The following is a 16,574-nucleotide window of genomic DNA, read 5'->3' on the forward strand; positions in this document are numbered from 1 at the left end:
AGAGTGAAGTAATGAACATCTATCAAACAAGAGCTAATCATTTTATTTCTCATTAAAAATAGTAGAACAAACAACTATTATTGTCCATACAGCTTCCGGCCTTTTTTCATAATTTTGGAAGATGGAGATGATATACTTAATTATTGGGTTGATTGCCGGTGGTGTACTTGGCGCGGTTATATTATATTTTGCACTGAAATCGTCAATGGTTTCAAGAAGCTCTTATGACTCGCTGAATACTTTATCTATAAAAACGCAGTCTGATCTTGAAAATTCAAACCTGAAGATTCAGGAACTTCATCAGAATATCAGCAAAGAGAAAGATGCCAATATGCAGCAGCAGGACCTTCTTGATGACCTGAAAAATGAGTTTTCTAAAATCTCCGCCGAATATTCTTCTTTAAACATTCAGTTCCAGGAATTAAAGCAAATCAATCAAAGACAGAATTCTCAGATAGAAACCCACATTCTTGAAAAGCAGACTCTTTTTGCTAAAAATTCTGAACTTTCTGCAAAAAATGAAGGTCTTCAACAATCGCTTGATACCCAGAAAGAAGAAATTATTAAGATCCAGGAAGACTCCAAACTTCAGTTTGAAAACCTTGCCAATAAAATTTTAGAAGAAAAGACAGAAAAGTTTACCACTTTAAATCAAAATAACTTAAAAAATATCCTTGAGCCTTTTCAGGAAAAAATTGCTGATTTAAAAAACAAAGTCAACGAAGCCTATGAAAAGGAAAATAAAGAACGCTTCTCCCTTGCTGAAAAAGTGAAAGAACTGGCAGAACTGAACCAGCAGATTTCCGAAGATGCCAAAAAACTGACCCGTGCACTGAAAGGGGAAAGTAAAACCCAGGGAAATTGGGGCGAAATGATTCTTGAAAGTATCCTTGAAAAATCTGGATTGGTAAAAGGAAGAGAATATTTTCTGGAACATGAATTACGGGATGAAGACAATAAAGCTTTATTCTCAGAATTCTCAGGAAAGAAAATGCGTCCTGATGCCGTTGTAAAATATCCGGATGAAAGAAATGTCATCATTGATTCTAAAGTATCTTTAACTGCTTTTACAGAATTGGTAGATGAAACCGACGCTGATGTTTACGCTATAAAACTTAGCCAACACCTTGGATCTATCAAAAACCATATCACACAGCTAAGCCAGAAAGCATATGATGATTACGGAAAATCACTGGATTTCGTGATGATGTTTATTCCTAGTGAACCCGCTTATATTGCAGCCATGCAGGCAGATCAGAACCTTTGGAACTATGCCTATGAAAGAAGAATTCTTTTGCTTAATCCAAGTAACCTGATTACTTCCCTTAAACTGATTGCTGATCTTTGGAAACGTGAATATCAAAACCGAAATTCCGTAGAAATTGCAGAACGCGGAGCCAGACTTTATGATAAATTTGTAGGTTTTGTGGATAATCTGGAAAAAGTAGGCAGAAACCTAGATCAGGCTAAAAATGTATACAATGATGCTTACAAACAGCTTCATACCGGAAATGACAACCTTGTGATTCAAACTCAAAAGCTGAAGTCATTAGGAATTAAAAATAAAAAAGATCTGCCTCAAAGTCTTATAGACAATAGTAACCTTATTGAACCATCAGAAAGCTAAATGATATGTTTTCGTTTGCATCATATCCTTACCCAAAATCCGAATCCTTCAAAGAAATTTTCGTTTCTTCTTTGGGAGCAGGAGTTTCTGTATACCTGTTTCTGATTATTTTTCAGCCTTTTGGTACAGAAAACTTTCTGCATCCCTACAAGTTTTTACTACTTTTCCCCTATTGCATTATTTTTGGAACAGCATTTTTTATTGCCAATCTTATGACTTCCCGTTTTAGCAACTGGAATATGGGTGCAGAGCTTTTAAAAATAATTTTCATTCTATTCGTGGGATCAATTCTATCCTACTTTTACAATTCATTATTTCTGAGCCATGTAAAACTTGATTTGGGCAATTATTTTTATATGTTCCTTTATTCTCTGGCCGTTGGCATTCCAATTTCTATCATATATATTTTATCGCGATATATCTATTTAAAGAATCTTCACGAAAATACAGCCCGGAATATTTCTCAACACCTTCCGGTTTCTATTCCGGAATTACAGCAAAATCTATTGAAAATATCCGCACAGAATTCAGAACTTATCATCAGCGAAAGCAATTTCCTATGCGTTCAGTCAATGGAAAACTATTGTACGTTTTACTTTTTAGAGAATAATATTTTAAAAAAAGTGTTGGTCAGAATCAGTTTATCCAGTGCTCTACAACAAATCGAAAACGGTTCTGTCAAAAAATGCCACCGTTCTTATATTGTCAATCTTACAAAGGTCAAAAATCTTAAAGGAAATGCTCAGGGATATAAATTAATTCTCCCGGAAATTGATTTTGAAATCCCTGTTTCAAGAAGTTTTATTCCTTCAATTATTCCTCAACTACAGCAGCAGAATCCATAAATCTTGTCATTCGTCACTATTCTTTGCTATTCATCACATTAGTTTGAAAGCATAGATTTAAAACCACATTTTTGCTCAAAATTTAACTAACATGAGTAAGAATATCCGCTTCTTTTTAATCTTTATTCTGGGATTTACAGCCTATTATTTCTTTGATGCTTTCTTTTTTAAAAGCATTCAGACATTTTCAAAAAACCTAAGCCACAGCAAAGCCGTAGCACATGTAACCGCTTATCTGATAACTTTAATTCCTTTGATCATCACTTTAAAAATTCTGTTACCCAAAAGAAATATTTTGGATCTTCTTTCTTTAAACAAACCCATTTTCAAAGGATTTACATTAGCTTTTACAGGAACTCTCCCCATGCTTATTGGATATATGATTCACTTTAAAGCAGTTAATAAAATATATTTTGAAACCCTGTTTATCAATACATTATCTTCAGCATTTTTTGAAGAAATCATATTCCGGGCTTTTCTTATAGGCACAATATACCGGTTTACCAGACTTGGTTTTTTATCATCAGCCTTATTCGGATCTTTACTGTTTGCACAGGTACATTTATACCAGAGCCAGAATATAACAGAGCTTATGGAAATATTCGCGATTACATTTCTTGGGTCTTTATTCTTTGCCTGGGTGTATTTTGAATCTGAATATAATCTATGGACAGCTATATTTCTGCATTTCCTGATGAATCTGTACTGGGAAATCTTTACTGTTTCGGAAAATGTTTCCGGTAATTTTTATGGAAATCTATATAAATTAGTTTCCATTGTTGCTATAACGGTCATTGTTATTTATGCAAAAAGAAAAAATAAACTCCCCTTTGAGATCACGTGGAAAAACCTTTTTATCAAAACCAGAGAAGTTCAATCATAAATTTTGCATAATTTTGCGGAATGTTGATAGAAAGTTTTCAAAACGAAAAAATAAAAAATGTCACTAAGCTCCTTACTGACAACAGGTTTCGTAAAAAATCAAAAGTTTTTGTAGTAGAGGGCCAGCAGGAAAATGAAAGAGCTATGCAGTATCATTTTGAACCACTGGAATTCTTTATCTGTGAAAATATCTTTAAAGGAAGCCTTCCAGAGGGAAAAACCCATCATGTAAGTGAAAAATTATATGAAAAAATAGCTTACAGAGGAAGTTCAGAAGGAATTATCGGGATCTACCACGCAAAGGAAACTCCTCTTTCATCATTTGTTCCTAAAGAAAATTCTACGGTAATTATTGTTGAAGGAGTAGAAAAACCGGGAAACCTTGGCGCTATTTTAAGAAGTTGTGAAGCGTTTGGAGTAGATGCACTGATTGTTGCTGACGGGAAAACTGATTTCTACAATCCTAATGTGATCAGATCCAGTGTGGGTTGTCTTTTTGGAATGGAAGTATATCAGGCTGAAAATGAAGAAACATTGGAATTTCTGCAAAAAAACAGCTTCAATATTTATACTACCCTTATGGATGAAAGTGCTGAAGACCTTTATAAGAGAGATTTCAGACAACGTTCTGCCGTATTATTCGGTACTGAACATTCCGGATTGAGTGATTTCTGGATTGGAAAAGGAAAAAACACGCTGATTCCTATGGCCGGAAGTATTGATTCTTTAAATCTGAGTAATGCAGTAGCTATTACCTGCTATGAATCTTTAAAACAAAAGAAAGGATAAATACAGTCTGATAAAGCTGGGCTTTATTTTCAATGAGGTTGCTTCGCCTTGGGCTCGGCAAAGACTAAGCATAAAAAAACCGTCTCACTGAGTGAAACGGTTCTTTTATTGTTAAGCGTATGCTAGAATTATTTCTTAGCAGCGTCTTTTGCAGCATCTTTAGCAGCGTCAGCAGCACCTTTAGCAGCATCAGCAGCTCCTTTAGCAGCTTCTCCAGCTCCTTTAGCAGCATCTTTAGCAACTTCAGCACCAGCAGCAGTTGTAGCAGCAGCAGCATCTTTAGTAGCTTCTACAGCAGTAGTTGCAGCAGAATCAACAACTTTAGCAGCAGAGTCAGAAACTACAGCAGCAGAATCAGCTACAGTAGCAGCAGCAGAATCAGTTGTTCCTTCAGTAGAAGTAGCTTCAGTTTTTTTACAAGCAACTAGAGAGATTGCAGCGATAGCAGCTACGAATAATGACTTTTTCATAATAAATTAAATTTAATTTTGTTAATATTGTTTTATAAAATTTTCTTCTGTTCTGTTATTTGAACAAGACAAAGGTATAGCAGTTAGAAAATTTGTTTATGAAAAATAATTGTAATACCTTTGTAAAATAGTTTTACAAAAAAACATAGCTGATAATCAACAATTTAATTATTTTTTGAAAAATTGACAGATTTAGATCTATTACACTTTGAGCAGCTAAAAAAGGATGTTCAGGGTCAATACTTAAAAGAACATACCCCTTCGCAGGATGATATATCCAAGTGGAAGGGTATTGATATTATATATTTTCAGGAAGACCTGCGTAAAAAAGCGAAAGGGAACATCAGTGAAAAGTCATTTTACACCTATTTCAAAAGTTCACCGGTTACTAAATTACCAAGGATAGACATGCTCAATTTATTGAGTATTTATGCAGGTTACGACTCTTGGTATGAGTTCAAAAAGCTGCATCTTTTTGCGGGTGAATTGCTACAGGAAAATGAAAATTCTGAAGAAGAAGATCTTAGTGAACTTGAAAAAACAGTTTCTACAGCTCCTGATATTCCAAAAACTGAATTTCAGCCTAGAAAAACCGAAAACACCACCCAAGAAAACATTGATTTACAAAAATCAAATACTGATAACCAACAAGTTAACCAAAATAACAATACCGCTCAGAAAATTGAAATTTCATCCGTTCCACCTAAGAAAAATTTCTTCAAAAAGAACGCCTGGGCATTCGTTACTTCCGTTTTAATTACGATCACCGGTCTTTTGGGATTTAAAGATGTTCTTTTTTCGAAAACTTATAAATATTGTTTTATCGATAAAGATAGAGGAGTTTCTGTAATCAACACTTTAGAAATAATGGTGGTGAAGGAAAACGAATCTCCATTGATGTATAAAATAAAACCTGGTGAGTGTTTTTATTATTCTACTAAGGATAAAAATTTAAAAATGCGTATCAGCGCTCCTTTCTACGAGCCTCTGGAAGTCAACAGAAACCTTGAGAATGCACCTGAAGAGGAAAAAATAGAACTAAAGCCGGACGATTACAAGATGGCCGTGTACTATTTCTCGATAAAAGACATCAAAGGAGGAAATCCGGATGAACAGGTTGCCCTTATCAAGCAGAAAAGAAATCAGCTGGAAAACCTGATCAGCAGCAATGCTGTAATTTATCAGGTATATGACAATGACACCTATGGAATAGAAAGACTGGATAAACAGAAATACATCACTCTGGTCACTACTCCTACAACTTCACTGAAAAATCTGAATGTAATAGAAATGAAAAAGGATAACAAAGGTAAAATTGTATCCATCAAATTTAAAATTGCTACCACAAATGAAAAGAATAAGTAATTTTTTAATTTTCACCGTACTTCTGACATTATTTATTGCTTGTAATAATAAAACCTCAGAGGTAAGCGACCTCGATAAGCTACGAAACAGCAACAATGAAAAGAGTTATCCTGCAGTACAGATGGACAGCATGCAGGCGATCAATTCTATTACCAAACAGAAAGTTCAGGAACTTTTTGACCTTTCTACTCTTTATCTGTCCGGAAACAGAAATACAGAAATAGATACCGTTATTTATTCACAAATGGAAAGTTATTTCCATAAACCGGATTCTTTGACATTTAAAAGATTACTGAAAGAACTGGATAGCATGAAAGTAAAAACAGCAAAGGTGAGCAACCTGAATGTTTATAAAGAATTCTATAAAAAAGACACACTGGACTATGCCAAGTTTAATGTGGAATATTTTGATAATAAAAACAGATCTCTGGGAAGCTTTGAAAAAAATGCACAATATATACTGCTGTCTACTTCCAAGCTCAAAAAGGAGTTTAAATTCTACTTTTTAGATTTCTATTCCCCACCGATTAAGAAAGACAGTACTTCAGTAGGAGTAACTAAATAGTCTACAGGAAGATCATTTTCCCAGACATCATCCACATATTCATCGGGGTCAAAATAATTGACTCCGATTTTTTTGGTATATGCTGATATATGCTGGAATAATCCATCATAAAAACCTTTCCCATATCCTACTCTATTTCCATTTTTGTCACAGTACAGCAATGGTGTAATCACATATTGAAAATTATTTTCACCTGAATCTTCATTGGAAACAGGCTCCGAAATACCCCAGCTGTTGGTTTCAAAAACAGTATTTTCAAAGATTTCAATACTAATAAGCCTATCACCCACAATTTTAGGAACATAAACACGTATATTCTTCGCCAAAAAATACTGAATGAAGATTTGGGTATCAATTTCTTTTCTTGCAGGAATTGGGATGAAAACATGTACTTTTTCCCCTTCCTGAGGATTGAAGTGATCAATAAAATTTTCAAAAATCTTTTCAGATAACAAGAAAACCTCATCAGGAGACAAGGCTTTTCTTTTTTGGGTATATTTTTTTCTAAGCTCAGCTTTTAGCATAATTATTAAGTTTTTAGAACTGAAATAATTTTTACCGGACAAGCTTTCACAGCTTTATCGTTTATTCCTGACTATGCGTTTTGCACAATTCTGTACAGTTTATCAGATAAACGAACTCTGAATGGAAGTTCGAAAGTGATCTGATCTCCAATTTTTGCTATTTCACAAGGACCTCCATTTGCATAAATTTCAGTAATAGTAATTTCCTGTTCTCCAGTTGTTGGACCTGAAATTAATACTTTATCTCCAACTGACAAATCTTTATGTTCAATTAAGAACTGTGCAATTTTTGATTTTGAGAAATAATGCTCTGCCTTTCCAATCAGTTCTTTTTTAACCGCAATTTTTTGGCGTATATTCTTTGTTTCTGCTTTTGCTAAAGGTTTATCAGATAAATCACCTGAATTTTTAAATTTCAAGGCATCAGACTTCCCTTTTCTGAATACTTTATTTCCAACCTGTAATCCTTTTCTTAGCTTCACCTGTTCGTCCCAAGACAGATGTATAGTATCCAGACATTCTGTAGAACAGCAGTTCTCCATTATTGCTTTACACTCATCACACTGGATAAAAAGAAGGTGGCATGCATCATTAGCACAGTTGGTATGGTTATCACAAGGTTTTCCACACTGGTGGCACTGTGAAATAATATCATCTGTAATTCTTTCCCCTAAACGGTGGTCAAATACAAAGTTTTTACCTATAAATTTACTCTCTATTCCTTCTTCTTTAATCTGGCGGGTATACTCAATGATTCCTCCTTCCAATTGGTAGACATTTTTAAAGCCCTGATGTTTGAAGTAAGCACTGGCTTTTTCGCAACGGATACCTCCGGTACAGTACATCAAAAGGTTTTTATCTTCTTTAAAATCCTGTAACTGTTCATTGATAATCGGTAAGCTTTCTCTGAAGTTTTCCACATCCGGAGTAATAGCTCCTTCAAAGTGTCCTACTTCACTTTCATAGTGATTTCTGAAGTCTACAACGATTGTATTAGGATCTTCAAGTAAATTATTGAACTCCTGTGCTTTTAAGTGAATTCCTTTATTGGTAACATCAAAAGTTTCGTCGTTCAAACCGTCAGCAACAATTTTATTTCTAACCTTAATTGTCAATTTTAAAAAAGAATAGTTATCCTGATCAACAGCGACGTTTAAACGGATTCCTTTCATAAAATCATAAACTTCAAGCGTATTTCGAAAAGCCTCAAACTGATCTGCAGGAACACTCATCTGAGCATTAATTCCTTCTTTTGCTACATAAATACGGCCAAGTGCATCAAGGGCATTCCAGGCTATAAATAATTCGTCGCGAAATTTTTTGGGATCTTCAATTTTGGCATACGCATAGAAAGACAAAGTAAGACGGTCTTTACCGGCTTCATCAATAAGTTGAGCTCTTTCTTCTGCGCTTAAGGTGTTATACAGTTGCATGCTATAAACGTTTTAAGTGAGAATAAAATTTTTGCAAAGATAATCATTTTTGAATTAAGTATCTTTATGACACAAATCACAGGTAATGAATAATGAGCGGCCAGCATTGAATAATTAGTAATAAATAATGGAAAACAGAATGTATTTTACACCCTACAAACTGACATTTTTTCTTTAATATTTTTTTAAGTTTTGTTAACCTTGACATTAACAATTATGACATAAGACATAAAATGACATAATAGCCGTTAAATTTTAGTTAAAATTGAAACATAGCATACTAATTGCTTACTTATTTAACATTAAATTTGTTTACTCAAAAACATAAAATAGAAATTAATTAATAAACAAGAAAGATATACAATGAAGAGTACTTTAAAAAAACTATTACCATTTGCAGTAGTAGGAGTTATTTCCGGAGCTACTACCGTTGGAGCCATACAATATTTAGGACACAGCTCCAACAATGGAGATCAATCTTACTTCACAACGTCAGCACCTAACACCTCATTCGCAGGAATGAATACGGGGGCAGTAGGTGACGATTTTGTAAAGGCAGCCAAAACAACCGTTCCGGCTGTAGTTACCATCAAAAATTACCAAAGCAGAACAGCAAGCAGAGCTTCAGAACAAGACTTGTTCGACTTTTTCTTCGGAGACCCTTTCGGGGGAAGAGGCCAGGGCCAGCAGAGACAGAAGCAGCAACAGGCTCCTGATAATATGCCATCAGGAATGGGTTCAGGTGTCATCATCTCTCCGGATGGGTACATCATCTCCAATAATCACGTGGTAGCAGGTGCCAATAAGCTGGAAGTAGTATTAAGCAATAAAAAATCATATATCGCAACTCTGGTAGGAACTGACCCAAATACGGATATCTCACTACTAAAGATTGAAGAAAAAGGTCTTCCTTACTTAAATTTTGCAAATTCTGATAATATTGACGTAGGGCAATGGGTACTTGCAGTAGGAAATCCACTTGGATTAAATTCTACGGTAACAGCAGGTATTGTTTCTGCAAAAGGAAGAGGTATCGGAATTTTAGGAGGCCAGGGAAAAGCAACTAATCCTATTGAGAGTTTCATTCAAACGGATGCTGCAATCAACCCGGGTAACTCAGGAGGAGCTTTGGTGAATACTAACGGGGAGCTTATCGGAATCAACTCTGCGATCCAGTCTACTACAGGATATTATCAGGGATACGGATTTGCTGTTCCTTCTAACTTAGCCAGAAAAATTGTTGAGGATATCAAGAAATTCGGAATTGTACAGAGAGGATTCCTGGGCGTTCAGTCTCTGGACCTTTCCAATGACCAATTGGTAACTTCATACAACAAACAGTTTAAAACGAGTCTGAAAGTAGGTTCAGGAATTTATATTACAGGATTTGGTGACAATAGTGGTGCTGAAGATGCAGGATTGAAAAAAGGAGATATTATTACCAAAGTAGACAACTACGATATCACAGACTTTGCTGATCTTTCAATGTCAATCGGAAGCAAGCGTCCTGGTGATAAAGTTCAGGTAACCTATTCCAGAAATGGTAAAGACGGTACGGCTACTGTAACGCTTAGAGACCAGAAAGGAGGTACTTCCACGAGAACAAAAGCAGATCTTAGCGTAACTGAAAAAATCGGAGCTGAATTCCAAAGCATTGACGAAAGAACGAAAGCATATTACGGCTTAACTAGCGGAGTGATTGCTAAAAACGTTTTAGAAGGAAGCGAAATGGCCAAAGCAGGAATTGTAGACGGTTATATCATTACAGAAATCAATGGTAAACCTGTAAATTCACAGAAAGATGTGGAAAGTTTATTGAATAAGTTCACAGGAACTATACAAATAAAATATATGGACGACTACGGAAGAAATTATCAGAGAGGATTCAAAATGCCTTAATCAGAAGACAAAATTAGTTTTTCATATCAACAAAAAACGCTGCAGAGATCTGCAGCGTTTTTTATTATTTATTTAGGCTTATTCATTTTTTCAGCAATTCTTTTCTGCTTGTTCCGCTCATAAATAACTTCTACAATCTTACCTCCAATCCAGGAAAACGGAAAAAAAGTAAGGAAAATAGAGATCTTATAAAATGTAGGATGGTAAGGAAATATAATCACATCCAGCATAGCAATAAAGAGCATAATAAAACCAATCAGAATAGCATAAGCTACTTTAGCATATTTAACGATGATGGCTGTTGCAACGCCCCCAATAGTAGTTCCCAATCCGGAAATAAACAACAGGAAGCCAAAAAACGCCTGATCATCTTTCATACTGAAAAGAAACCTCTGCCAGTGCTCAAACGGAGCAAAAGCCTCAAAAGTAACCCATTGCGGAAAAACCCTTATACCAAGAGTAATAATAAGCCCTGCAATGCCAAGACCTACCAGAACCGCAATTGTATTTCTTATAAAATTCATTAATCCTGATGTGCGATCATAGAAATTTCGATATCCACATTTTTAGGCAGGCAAGAAACCTGTACTGTTTCACGGGCAGGATAGCTTTCTGAATCTAAGTAAGAAGCATAGATATCATTCATTACAGCAAAATCATCCATGCTCTTAAGGAAGATGGTAGCTTTTACAACGTTTTTGAAAGTCATTCCGGCTTCAGTAAGAATTGCCTCAAGGTTTTTCATTACCTGGTGTGTTTCTTTTTCAATTCCTTCTACCAATTTACCAGTTGCAGGATCTACAGGAATCTGTCCGGAGATATACAAAACTCCGTTTGCCATATTAGCTTGTGAATAAGGACCGATAGCTGCAGGTGCATTAACTGTGTTGATTATTTGTTTCATAGCGGATATTTATTTTTTTCTAAGGTCATATGCCATCACTTTTGCCAGTAAGAAAATCCTGTCAGCAGTGATTTCATTAGAGTTTATTTTGATTGCAAATATAAAATTTATATTCTCAAATGCCAATCTGATATTAGAAAGGTGCATTAGGCTGGGTAAAGCTTCTGTCTTTGTACTTCAGTGCGTCACTTAAGATATTGGCTTTTATACCAATAAAGAAGTCATACACTTTATACTGTCCGAAAGGCACCCAGTTGAAATTGATGGTAAAACTTCGCTGATCTCTTGAGAAACCAATTCTTGTATACGCCAATTCTTTTGTTACCATATCATAATGCGTACTTCCTGTAATATTCCAGAAAGGAGTCAACTTAAGGCTCCCGTCTAATCCTATGGACGCAATTTTGTTGGCAAATCTGCTCAGTCCTTTTGAGTAGGCATAATTAGCACTGATGTTTAAAGTCCATGCCTGATCAAAATGGGCGTAATGATCATCATCAAAATAATAATTTTCATTTCGGATCTCTCCTTTTGAAGAATATTTTTTAGCATAATCTGTTTTCTCTCCAAAAATCTCACTGCTTAAAGGATAAGATAACTGAACATTGAATCCCTGTACACTGAAGTGCCCGAACTGTTCTGTTCTTACCCCTGAATCCTGACCAGAAGAGAAATCTATTTTATAAGGCTCCAGCGCAAGACTGGTATTTACCGTAAGTTTATTATTGAAGAATGAAGACTGTCCGTTGATTGAGAATACAGACCAAGGGTGGTCATTAGCAGCGAAATTATAGCTTCCTGAAAGGTTTAAAGATTCAAATATCTTGATTTTTTTCACTCCTGTGGAATCACTCTTAGACCTTACTTTCATCTCGATATTGTTACCGATATTGAAACCTAAAGCACCCTGCATTCCACTTGACGGGCTTCCTATGATCCCTTTTTCGAAAATAGAATAAGGAGTCAACGCTCCGGTTGCATTGTAATAATTTTTATAATATCCGAAATTAGGACTTGAAAAATCCGGAGAATAGGTGAAGCTTACACTTGGAGTCATCATATGTCTTACTGCTTCTACTGCAGATCCTTTTTTAAATTTCATCATCCCGAAAAGGGTGGTCTGAAGACTGGCAGAAGTAGAGAATGTAGAATATCCTGTAAAGTTCTTATTGATCTCATCTACTGTTACATTCTTTACCGGATCATAGAATCTGTTCAATGTTTTTGTAGTCAATGCATTGTCGATATTCGCACTTAAACTGAAAGTGAAATATTTTGCCACTGTGGTATTGGTAGCCAATGCAATATTGTTTTTAAGACCTGTCTGCATTTTGTCCCACATTTCTTTTTTAAACAGTTCGTTCTCCTGAGTATTAACAAAATTGGTAAGGTTGAAACCTGTATTCACTGTAATATTTTCAAGAAGTCCCTGTCTTATTCCCGTTCTTGATTTAAACAGATAAAACTGGTTAATTGCTACGTTCATCTGTGGAAGACGAAGGTCTGCCAATCCTGTTGCAAAGTTTTGTGAATAAGAAGCCGTTCCTGTAATTGTTGCCGGAAGTTTCAGAAATCTTTTGGTAAGGGTTACCGTAGAGTTCTGCTGGGTATTCAATACATTCTGGTTGAAAATATAGTTGTTGTTAAGAGGATTATTATAAAACTTTGTACTTACGATATCCACAGAAGCACTGAATGTAAGAAAAGGATTGGCTTTAGAATCCTGGGAGTGCGTCCAGTTTATTCTATAAGTACTGTTCTTTGTATAATCATCTAAACCTTTAATACCTCTTACCATGGTTCCAACATCCGCTGTAAAGTTTCCGGAATAACGGTACTTCTTCTGATAATTTACCTGAGGCCGTAAATTCCAGCTTCCTTTGGTATAAATATCAGCAAGAATCTTCACGTCAAAGTGTTCCCCAATTGGCTGGTAATACCCTATTCCATTAAGGAAAAACCCTACATCTTCCCTTTCCCCGAAACTCGGAATCAGGATACCCGCTGCCCTTTTATCTGAAAACGGTAAAATAGCAAAAGGAAGGTAAAGAGGTGTAGGAACCTGCTCAATAAACATCTGGATAGGCCCGGTAACGATCTGGGATTTGGTTTTGGTTTTAATCAGCTTAATATTGTAAGCTCTCATAAAATAATCCGCGGCGGTATCTTTTTTCTTAATGAAATAATCATCCGTGGTATAATCCGCTTTTCTCATCGCGAATACGGAGTCGTTATATTTTTTGGTCTTCTGCGCTATAATTACCCCTTCACTTTCTTCTGTTCTTGCATTGAAAGCAATTGCCTGTTTGGTTTTTGTGTTATAGCTGAATTCGTTGGTTTCGTATTTTTTCCCGGCCTGTGTTGTAATTACAGGTTCAATAATTTTTCCTAAAGAATCTTGTTTTCCTCTGGCGTAGATCAGATTTTTATTATCATCTATGGAAATATAGTCTGCATCAATCTGCATATCCTGATACTTCACCTGCGCATTTTTGTTCAGAAAAGTCATCTTTTTAGGGACATCTCTTCTCTGATCATCAGCTTTTGTGCGAAGAACATCATCCAAAGTTTCTTTTTTTACAACTATGGTATCCTTTTTGGAAATAGTATCATTAACCGCATTTTTAGGCAATTTTTCAGGAGTTTTCTGTGCTAAAAAATTGTTAAAAATTAGGATAATTAAAATTTGTAATATATTTTTGAGGACGGTTTTGGCCAATTTTATTATATATAATTAAGGCCCAAAATTAATATAATTTTTATAACTGTAAGATGCACAAACAAAATTTTAAAATAATTTTATCATTTCTCCTTATCCTGACCAGCAACTTTATTTTCTCTCAGAAGAAGTTTACTATCGTTCTGGATGCGGGACACGGAGGAAGTGATCATGGGGCCAACAGGACCTATTCCGATATTGGAAGAGTCGCTGAAAAAGACATTACACTTGCCATTACGTTAAAAGTAGGCTCAATGTTAGAGAAAAACAGAGATTTCAAAGTTATATATACCCGTAAAATTGACGAGTATCCTTCTCTATCTGACAGAACCAATCTGGCCAACAGGAGCAAAGCAGATCTTTTTGTATCTATCCACTGTAATTCCTCCCAAAGACCTACAGCTTATGGTACAGAAACATATGTACAGGGACCTAACCAGAATAACGAAAATCTTGAGGTAGCCAAAAGGGAAAATGACGTGATCTTCCTGGATGAAAAAGATAAGCAGACCTTCGGATCTTATAATCCTGACTCTCCGGAGTCATTAATTGCCTTAAAACTTCAGCAGAACAAATATCTGGAGTCCAGTCTTCTTTTGGGAGGATTGGTAGAGGATAACTTTGTAAATAAAGACAAGCGTTCCTCAAGAGGTGTTTTCCAAAAGAACCTTCACGTTCTCCGTATGAATGCAATGCCATCTGTACTGATAGAAACAGGCTTCATCAACCATCCTGAGGAAAGCCATTATATTGCTTCGGATAAGGGGCAGACTGAAATTGCAGAAAGTATTTACAATGCTATTATTGATTATAAAAAAGCAGTTGACAGAAAATCGGGAGGTTCTATTGCAGTCAGAAAACCAGAGCCTGAAAAACCTGCAGAAGTTCCTTTGAAAAATGATTTCAGAATTCTACTCATGAGTTCTCCTACGAAATACAATGAAAATGATCCGGCTCTGAAAGGCCTGAACTATATTCTTACTCTTAAAGAAAACGGACAGTACAAGTATTACTATGCTGTAACCAATATGGCCTCTGTAAAAGATATTAATCTTAAAACAGCCAAGGATGCAGGTTTTAGAAATGCTTTTGCAGTAGGATTTATGCCTAATCAAAGGATTAATATGGGATACTACACCATAGAAGTATATTCGGGTGATAAACTGAATGGAAATTCTTACATTCTTCAGAACCTGAAAGATGTGGAAAGAGAGAAAGACAATGGCGTTTTTTATTACACTTATGGAAAAGTATACACGTTGGAAGATGCAGCAAAACTTCAAAAGGAGCTTGAAGCTAAAGGTATCAAAAACACGGTGATACAGAAAGTCTATAAATAATTAAAAAAAATAATTTTGAAGTTAAAAAGTTAATGATTACTTTTGCAACCTCAAAATTTGGCCTATTCGTCTAGTGGTCAGGACTCAAGATTTTCATTCTTGCAACAGGGGTTCGATTCCCCTATAGGCTACTAAACTTACAAACCTTTAACGGATCCGTTAAAGGTTTTTTTATGGCTTATTTTATACTGTATTTTACTTTCAAAACCAGCTTGAATATTTTATGAGAACTCTTTTTAAAATTAATATTCTCCAGATTTTTACAATGTTCTGGCAAAATTTATTAGGAATTGCAATATTCTAACAACCTGAAAATTAATATCATTATAATATAGAGTCTTTACTTTTACTGTAAAAATTCATTCCATTTATGTTATATGTCACAAAAGCATTATATTTGCAAAAATTTAACCATAATTGGTCGCACAAATATGGTCGCATTGATGAAAAATATTATTTATAAATCATTGTTTGTAGTTCACTACAGGCTACCAAATTTTATATCATGCCGGATTTAAAAATACAAGAAGCGAAATTGCTTTTTAAGAAAATCCACTCTAACCCAAAAAGTTACGATTTACAAATCAATGAAGACGGGATTACAGGCAGAGATGATAAAATCAGTTTCAGACTTTACAGGACTGGAGAGAGGGTTGCTTTTGAAGTAACAATTGATGGACTCACTTTCACCAACACCACTGGAGAATGGAACAATGCATTGATCATGCTGGGAAATACGATCAAAAAATTAGAAAAAGAACAAGAAAATTTAAAAATAGAACAAGCAATAAATAAACTAAGAAAGTACCTTTCAGAAGAAAATTAAAATTTTTGAAAATAAATTTGGTAGTTTTAAAAAAAGTTTATAGTTTTGCACTCACATTTAAACGATATGGCAAATCATAAATCAGCACTAAAGAGAATCAGACAAAACGAAACTAGAAGACTTCGTAACAGATATTACCACAAGACTGCTAGAACAGCTTTAAAAGCTTTAAGAAATGAAGAGAACAAAGCTGCTGCTACAGAACAACTGCCAAAAGTTATCGCTTTATTGGATAAATTAGCTAAGAAAAATATTATCCACAAGAACAAAGCGGCTAACTTGAAAAGCAAATTGACAAAGCACGTTAATAAATTAGCGTAAAAATATAGCTGGCCCGTTCGTCTATCGGTTAGGACCTCAGATTTTCATTCTGGTAAGAGGGGTTC

16 protein-coding genes and 1 tRNA gene are annotated in these 16,574 nt (G+C 35.1%); 11 read left to right on the forward strand and 6 right to left on the reverse strand.

From position 1 onward, the window contains the following. Positions 1-121: 121 nt before the first annotated feature. From rmuC to ACTJIP_RS15045, 4 genes are all read left to right on the forward strand, one after another. A complete protein-coding gene (gene rmuC, locus ACTJIP_RS15030; protein WP_440704793.1) occupies positions 122-1,627 on the forward strand; it encodes a DNA recombination protein RmuC in 1,506 nt (501 codons plus the stop codon). Between the two features lie 5 nt (positions 1,628-1,632). Further along, on the forward strand, positions 1,633-2,472 hold the full coding sequence (locus ACTJIP_RS15035) for a LytTR family DNA-binding domain-containing protein (RefSeq protein WP_180565038.1): 840 nt from the start codon (positions 1,633-1,635) through the stop codon (positions 2,470-2,472). Positions 2,473-2,563: 91 nt separating this feature from the next. Further along, on the forward strand, positions 2,564-3,355 hold the full coding sequence (locus tag ACTJIP_RS15040; RefSeq protein ID WP_077413568.1) for a CPBP family intramembrane glutamic endopeptidase: 792 nt from the start codon (positions 2,564-2,566) through the stop codon (positions 3,353-3,355). A gap of 20 nt (positions 3,356-3,375) precedes the next feature. Next, a complete protein-coding gene (locus tag ACTJIP_RS15045; RefSeq protein WP_440704794.1) occupies positions 3,376-4,143 on the forward strand; it encodes a TrmH family RNA methyltransferase in 768 nt (255 codons plus the stop codon). Between the two features lie 128 nt (positions 4,144-4,271). On the opposite strand, the gene ACTJIP_RS15050 is transcribed toward ACTJIP_RS15045, so the two are convergent. Continuing rightward, positions 4,272-4,613 carry a hypothetical protein gene (locus ACTJIP_RS15050; protein WP_047380511.1) on the reverse strand — a complete coding sequence of 114 codons (342 nt, stop codon included), beginning with the start codon at positions 4,611-4,613 and terminating at the stop codon, positions 4,272-4,274. A gap of 183 nt (positions 4,614-4,796) precedes the next feature. On the opposite strand from ACTJIP_RS15050, the gene ACTJIP_RS15055 reads away from it, so the two are divergent. Beyond that, the gene (locus ACTJIP_RS15055; RefSeq protein ID WP_077413566.1) at positions 4,797-5,978 is read left to right on the forward strand and encodes a hypothetical protein; all 1,182 of its coding nucleotides are present in this window, start codon (positions 4,797-4,799) and stop codon (positions 5,976-5,978) included. Continuing rightward, positions 5,962-6,543, forward strand: coding sequence for a hypothetical protein (locus ACTJIP_RS15060; protein ID WP_219072105.1), 582 nt, complete (start codon positions 5,962-5,964; stop codon positions 6,541-6,543). Before ACTJIP_RS15055 ends, ACTJIP_RS15060 begins: the two co-directional genes overlap by 17 nt. On the opposite strand, the gene ACTJIP_RS15065 is transcribed toward ACTJIP_RS15060, so the two are convergent. Both ACTJIP_RS15065 and trhO read right to left on the reverse strand, forming a co-directional pair. After that, on the reverse strand, positions 6,492-7,067 hold the full coding sequence (locus tag ACTJIP_RS15065) for a 5-formyltetrahydrofolate cyclo-ligase (protein WP_219072104.1): 576 nt from the start codon (positions 7,065-7,067) through the stop codon (positions 6,492-6,494). The two genes, ACTJIP_RS15060 and ACTJIP_RS15065, sit on opposite strands and share 52 nt — an antisense overlap. 71 nt (positions 7,068-7,138) lie before the next feature. Beyond that, entirely contained in the window at positions 7,139-8,500 is a 1,362-nt protein-coding gene (gene trhO / locus ACTJIP_RS15070; RefSeq protein ID WP_077413563.1) for an oxygen-dependent tRNA uridine(34) hydroxylase TrhO, read from the reverse strand. Between the two features lie 363 nt (positions 8,501-8,863). Here trhO and ACTJIP_RS15075 point away from each other — a divergent pair, with 363 nt between their 5' ends. Next, positions 8,864-10,399: a trypsin-like peptidase domain-containing protein gene (locus tag ACTJIP_RS15075; protein WP_077413562.1), complete on the forward strand. Its 1,536-nt coding sequence runs from the start codon at positions 8,864-8,866 to the stop codon at positions 10,397-10,399. Between the two features lie 68 nt (positions 10,400-10,467). Here ACTJIP_RS15075 and ACTJIP_RS15080 read toward each other — a convergent pair whose 3' ends face one another. The 3 genes from ACTJIP_RS15080 to ACTJIP_RS15090 form a co-directional block, all read right to left on the reverse strand. Continuing rightward, positions 10,468-10,923 carry a hypothetical protein gene (locus ACTJIP_RS15080; RefSeq protein WP_047376540.1) on the reverse strand — a complete coding sequence of 152 codons (456 nt, stop codon included), beginning with the start codon at positions 10,921-10,923 and terminating at the stop codon, positions 10,468-10,470. Further along, positions 10,923-11,303 carry a RidA family protein gene (locus ACTJIP_RS15085; protein ID WP_034694591.1) on the reverse strand — a complete coding sequence of 127 codons (381 nt, stop codon included), beginning with the start codon at positions 11,301-11,303 and terminating at the stop codon, positions 10,923-10,925. The genes ACTJIP_RS15080 and ACTJIP_RS15085 overlap by 1 nt, the downstream gene beginning before the upstream one ends. A gap of 133 nt (positions 11,304-11,436) precedes the next feature. Further along, positions 11,437-14,022 (reverse strand): putative LPS assembly protein LptD, encoded by a 2,586-nt coding sequence (locus ACTJIP_RS15090; RefSeq protein ID WP_440704795.1) that lies wholly within the window; start codon positions 14,020-14,022, stop codon positions 11,437-11,439. A gap of 53 nt (positions 14,023-14,075) precedes the next feature. On the opposite strand from ACTJIP_RS15090, the gene ACTJIP_RS15095 reads away from it, so the two are divergent. The 4 genes from ACTJIP_RS15095 to rpsT all read left to right on the forward strand — a co-directional run bounded on the left by ACTJIP_RS15095 (position 14,076) and on the right by rpsT (position 16,509). After that, positions 14,076-15,362, forward strand: coding sequence for an N-acetylmuramoyl-L-alanine amidase family protein (locus ACTJIP_RS15095; protein WP_175627180.1), 1,287 nt, complete (start codon positions 14,076-14,078; stop codon positions 15,360-15,362). A 59-nt stretch (positions 15,363-15,421) separates the two neighbouring features. Further along, positions 15,422-15,493, forward strand: a tRNA-Glu gene (locus tag ACTJIP_RS15100). A gap of 374 nt (positions 15,494-15,867) precedes the next feature. Next, entirely contained in the window at positions 15,868-16,188 is a 321-nt protein-coding gene (locus ACTJIP_RS15105) for a hypothetical protein (protein WP_047380487.1), read from the forward strand. Positions 16,189-16,254: 66 nt separating this feature from the next. Then, on the forward strand, positions 16,255-16,509 hold the full coding sequence (gene rpsT, locus ACTJIP_RS15110) for a 30S ribosomal protein S20 (protein ID WP_002983073.1): 255 nt from the start codon (positions 16,255-16,257) through the stop codon (positions 16,507-16,509). Positions 16,510-16,574 lie beyond the last annotated feature (65 nt).

The organism is Chryseobacterium sp. 22543, assembly GCF_052044565.1.
Classification (GTDB): domain Bacteria; phylum Bacteroidota; class Bacteroidia; order Flavobacteriales; family Weeksellaceae; genus Chryseobacterium.

Excerpts from the sequence above, each read along its gene's own strand:
- rmuC (WP_440704793.1), top strand. The coding sequence starts at position 122 with ATGGAGATGATATACTTAATTATTGGGTTGATTGCCGGTGGTGTACTT.
- ACTJIP_RS15035 (WP_180565038.1), top strand. The coding sequence starts at position 1,633 with ATGTTTTCGTTTGCATCATATCCTTACCCAAAATCCGAATCCTTCAAA.
- ACTJIP_RS15040 (WP_077413568.1), top strand. The coding sequence starts at position 2,564 with ATGAGTAAGAATATCCGCTTCTTTTTAATCTTTATTCTGGGATTTACA.
- ACTJIP_RS15045 (WP_440704794.1), top strand. The coding sequence starts at position 3,376 with ATGTTGATAGAAAGTTTTCAAAACGAAAAAATAAAAAATGTCACTAAG.
- ACTJIP_RS15050 (WP_047380511.1), bottom strand. The coding sequence starts at position 4,613 with ATGAAAAAGTCATTATTCGTAGCTGCTATCGCTGCAATCTCTCTAGTT.
- ACTJIP_RS15060 (WP_219072105.1), top strand. The coding sequence starts at position 5,962 with ATGAAAAGAATAAGTAATTTTTTAATTTTCACCGTACTTCTGACATTA.
- ACTJIP_RS15065 (WP_219072104.1), bottom strand. The coding sequence starts at position 7,067 with ATGCTAAAAGCTGAGCTTAGAAAAAAATATACCCAAAAAAGAAAAGCC.
- trhO (WP_077413563.1), bottom strand. The coding sequence starts at position 8,500 with ATGCAACTGTATAACACCTTAAGCGCAGAAGAAAGAGCTCAACTTATT.
- ACTJIP_RS15075 (WP_077413562.1), top strand. The coding sequence starts at position 8,864 with ATGAAGAGTACTTTAAAAAAACTATTACCATTTGCAGTAGTAGGAGTT.
- ACTJIP_RS15080 (WP_047376540.1), bottom strand. The coding sequence starts at position 10,923 with ATGAATTTTATAAGAAATACAATTGCGGTTCTGGTAGGTCTTGGCATT.
- ACTJIP_RS15085 (WP_034694591.1), bottom strand. The coding sequence starts at position 11,303 with ATGAAACAAATAATCAACACAGTTAATGCACCTGCAGCTATCGGTCCT.
- ACTJIP_RS15095 (WP_175627180.1), top strand. The coding sequence starts at position 14,076 with ATGCACAAACAAAATTTTAAAATAATTTTATCATTTCTCCTTATCCTG.
- ACTJIP_RS15105 (WP_047380487.1), top strand. The coding sequence starts at position 15,868 with ATGCCGGATTTAAAAATACAAGAAGCGAAATTGCTTTTTAAGAAAATC.
- rpsT (WP_002983073.1), top strand. The coding sequence starts at position 16,255 with ATGGCAAATCATAAATCAGCACTAAAGAGAATCAGACAAAACGAAACT.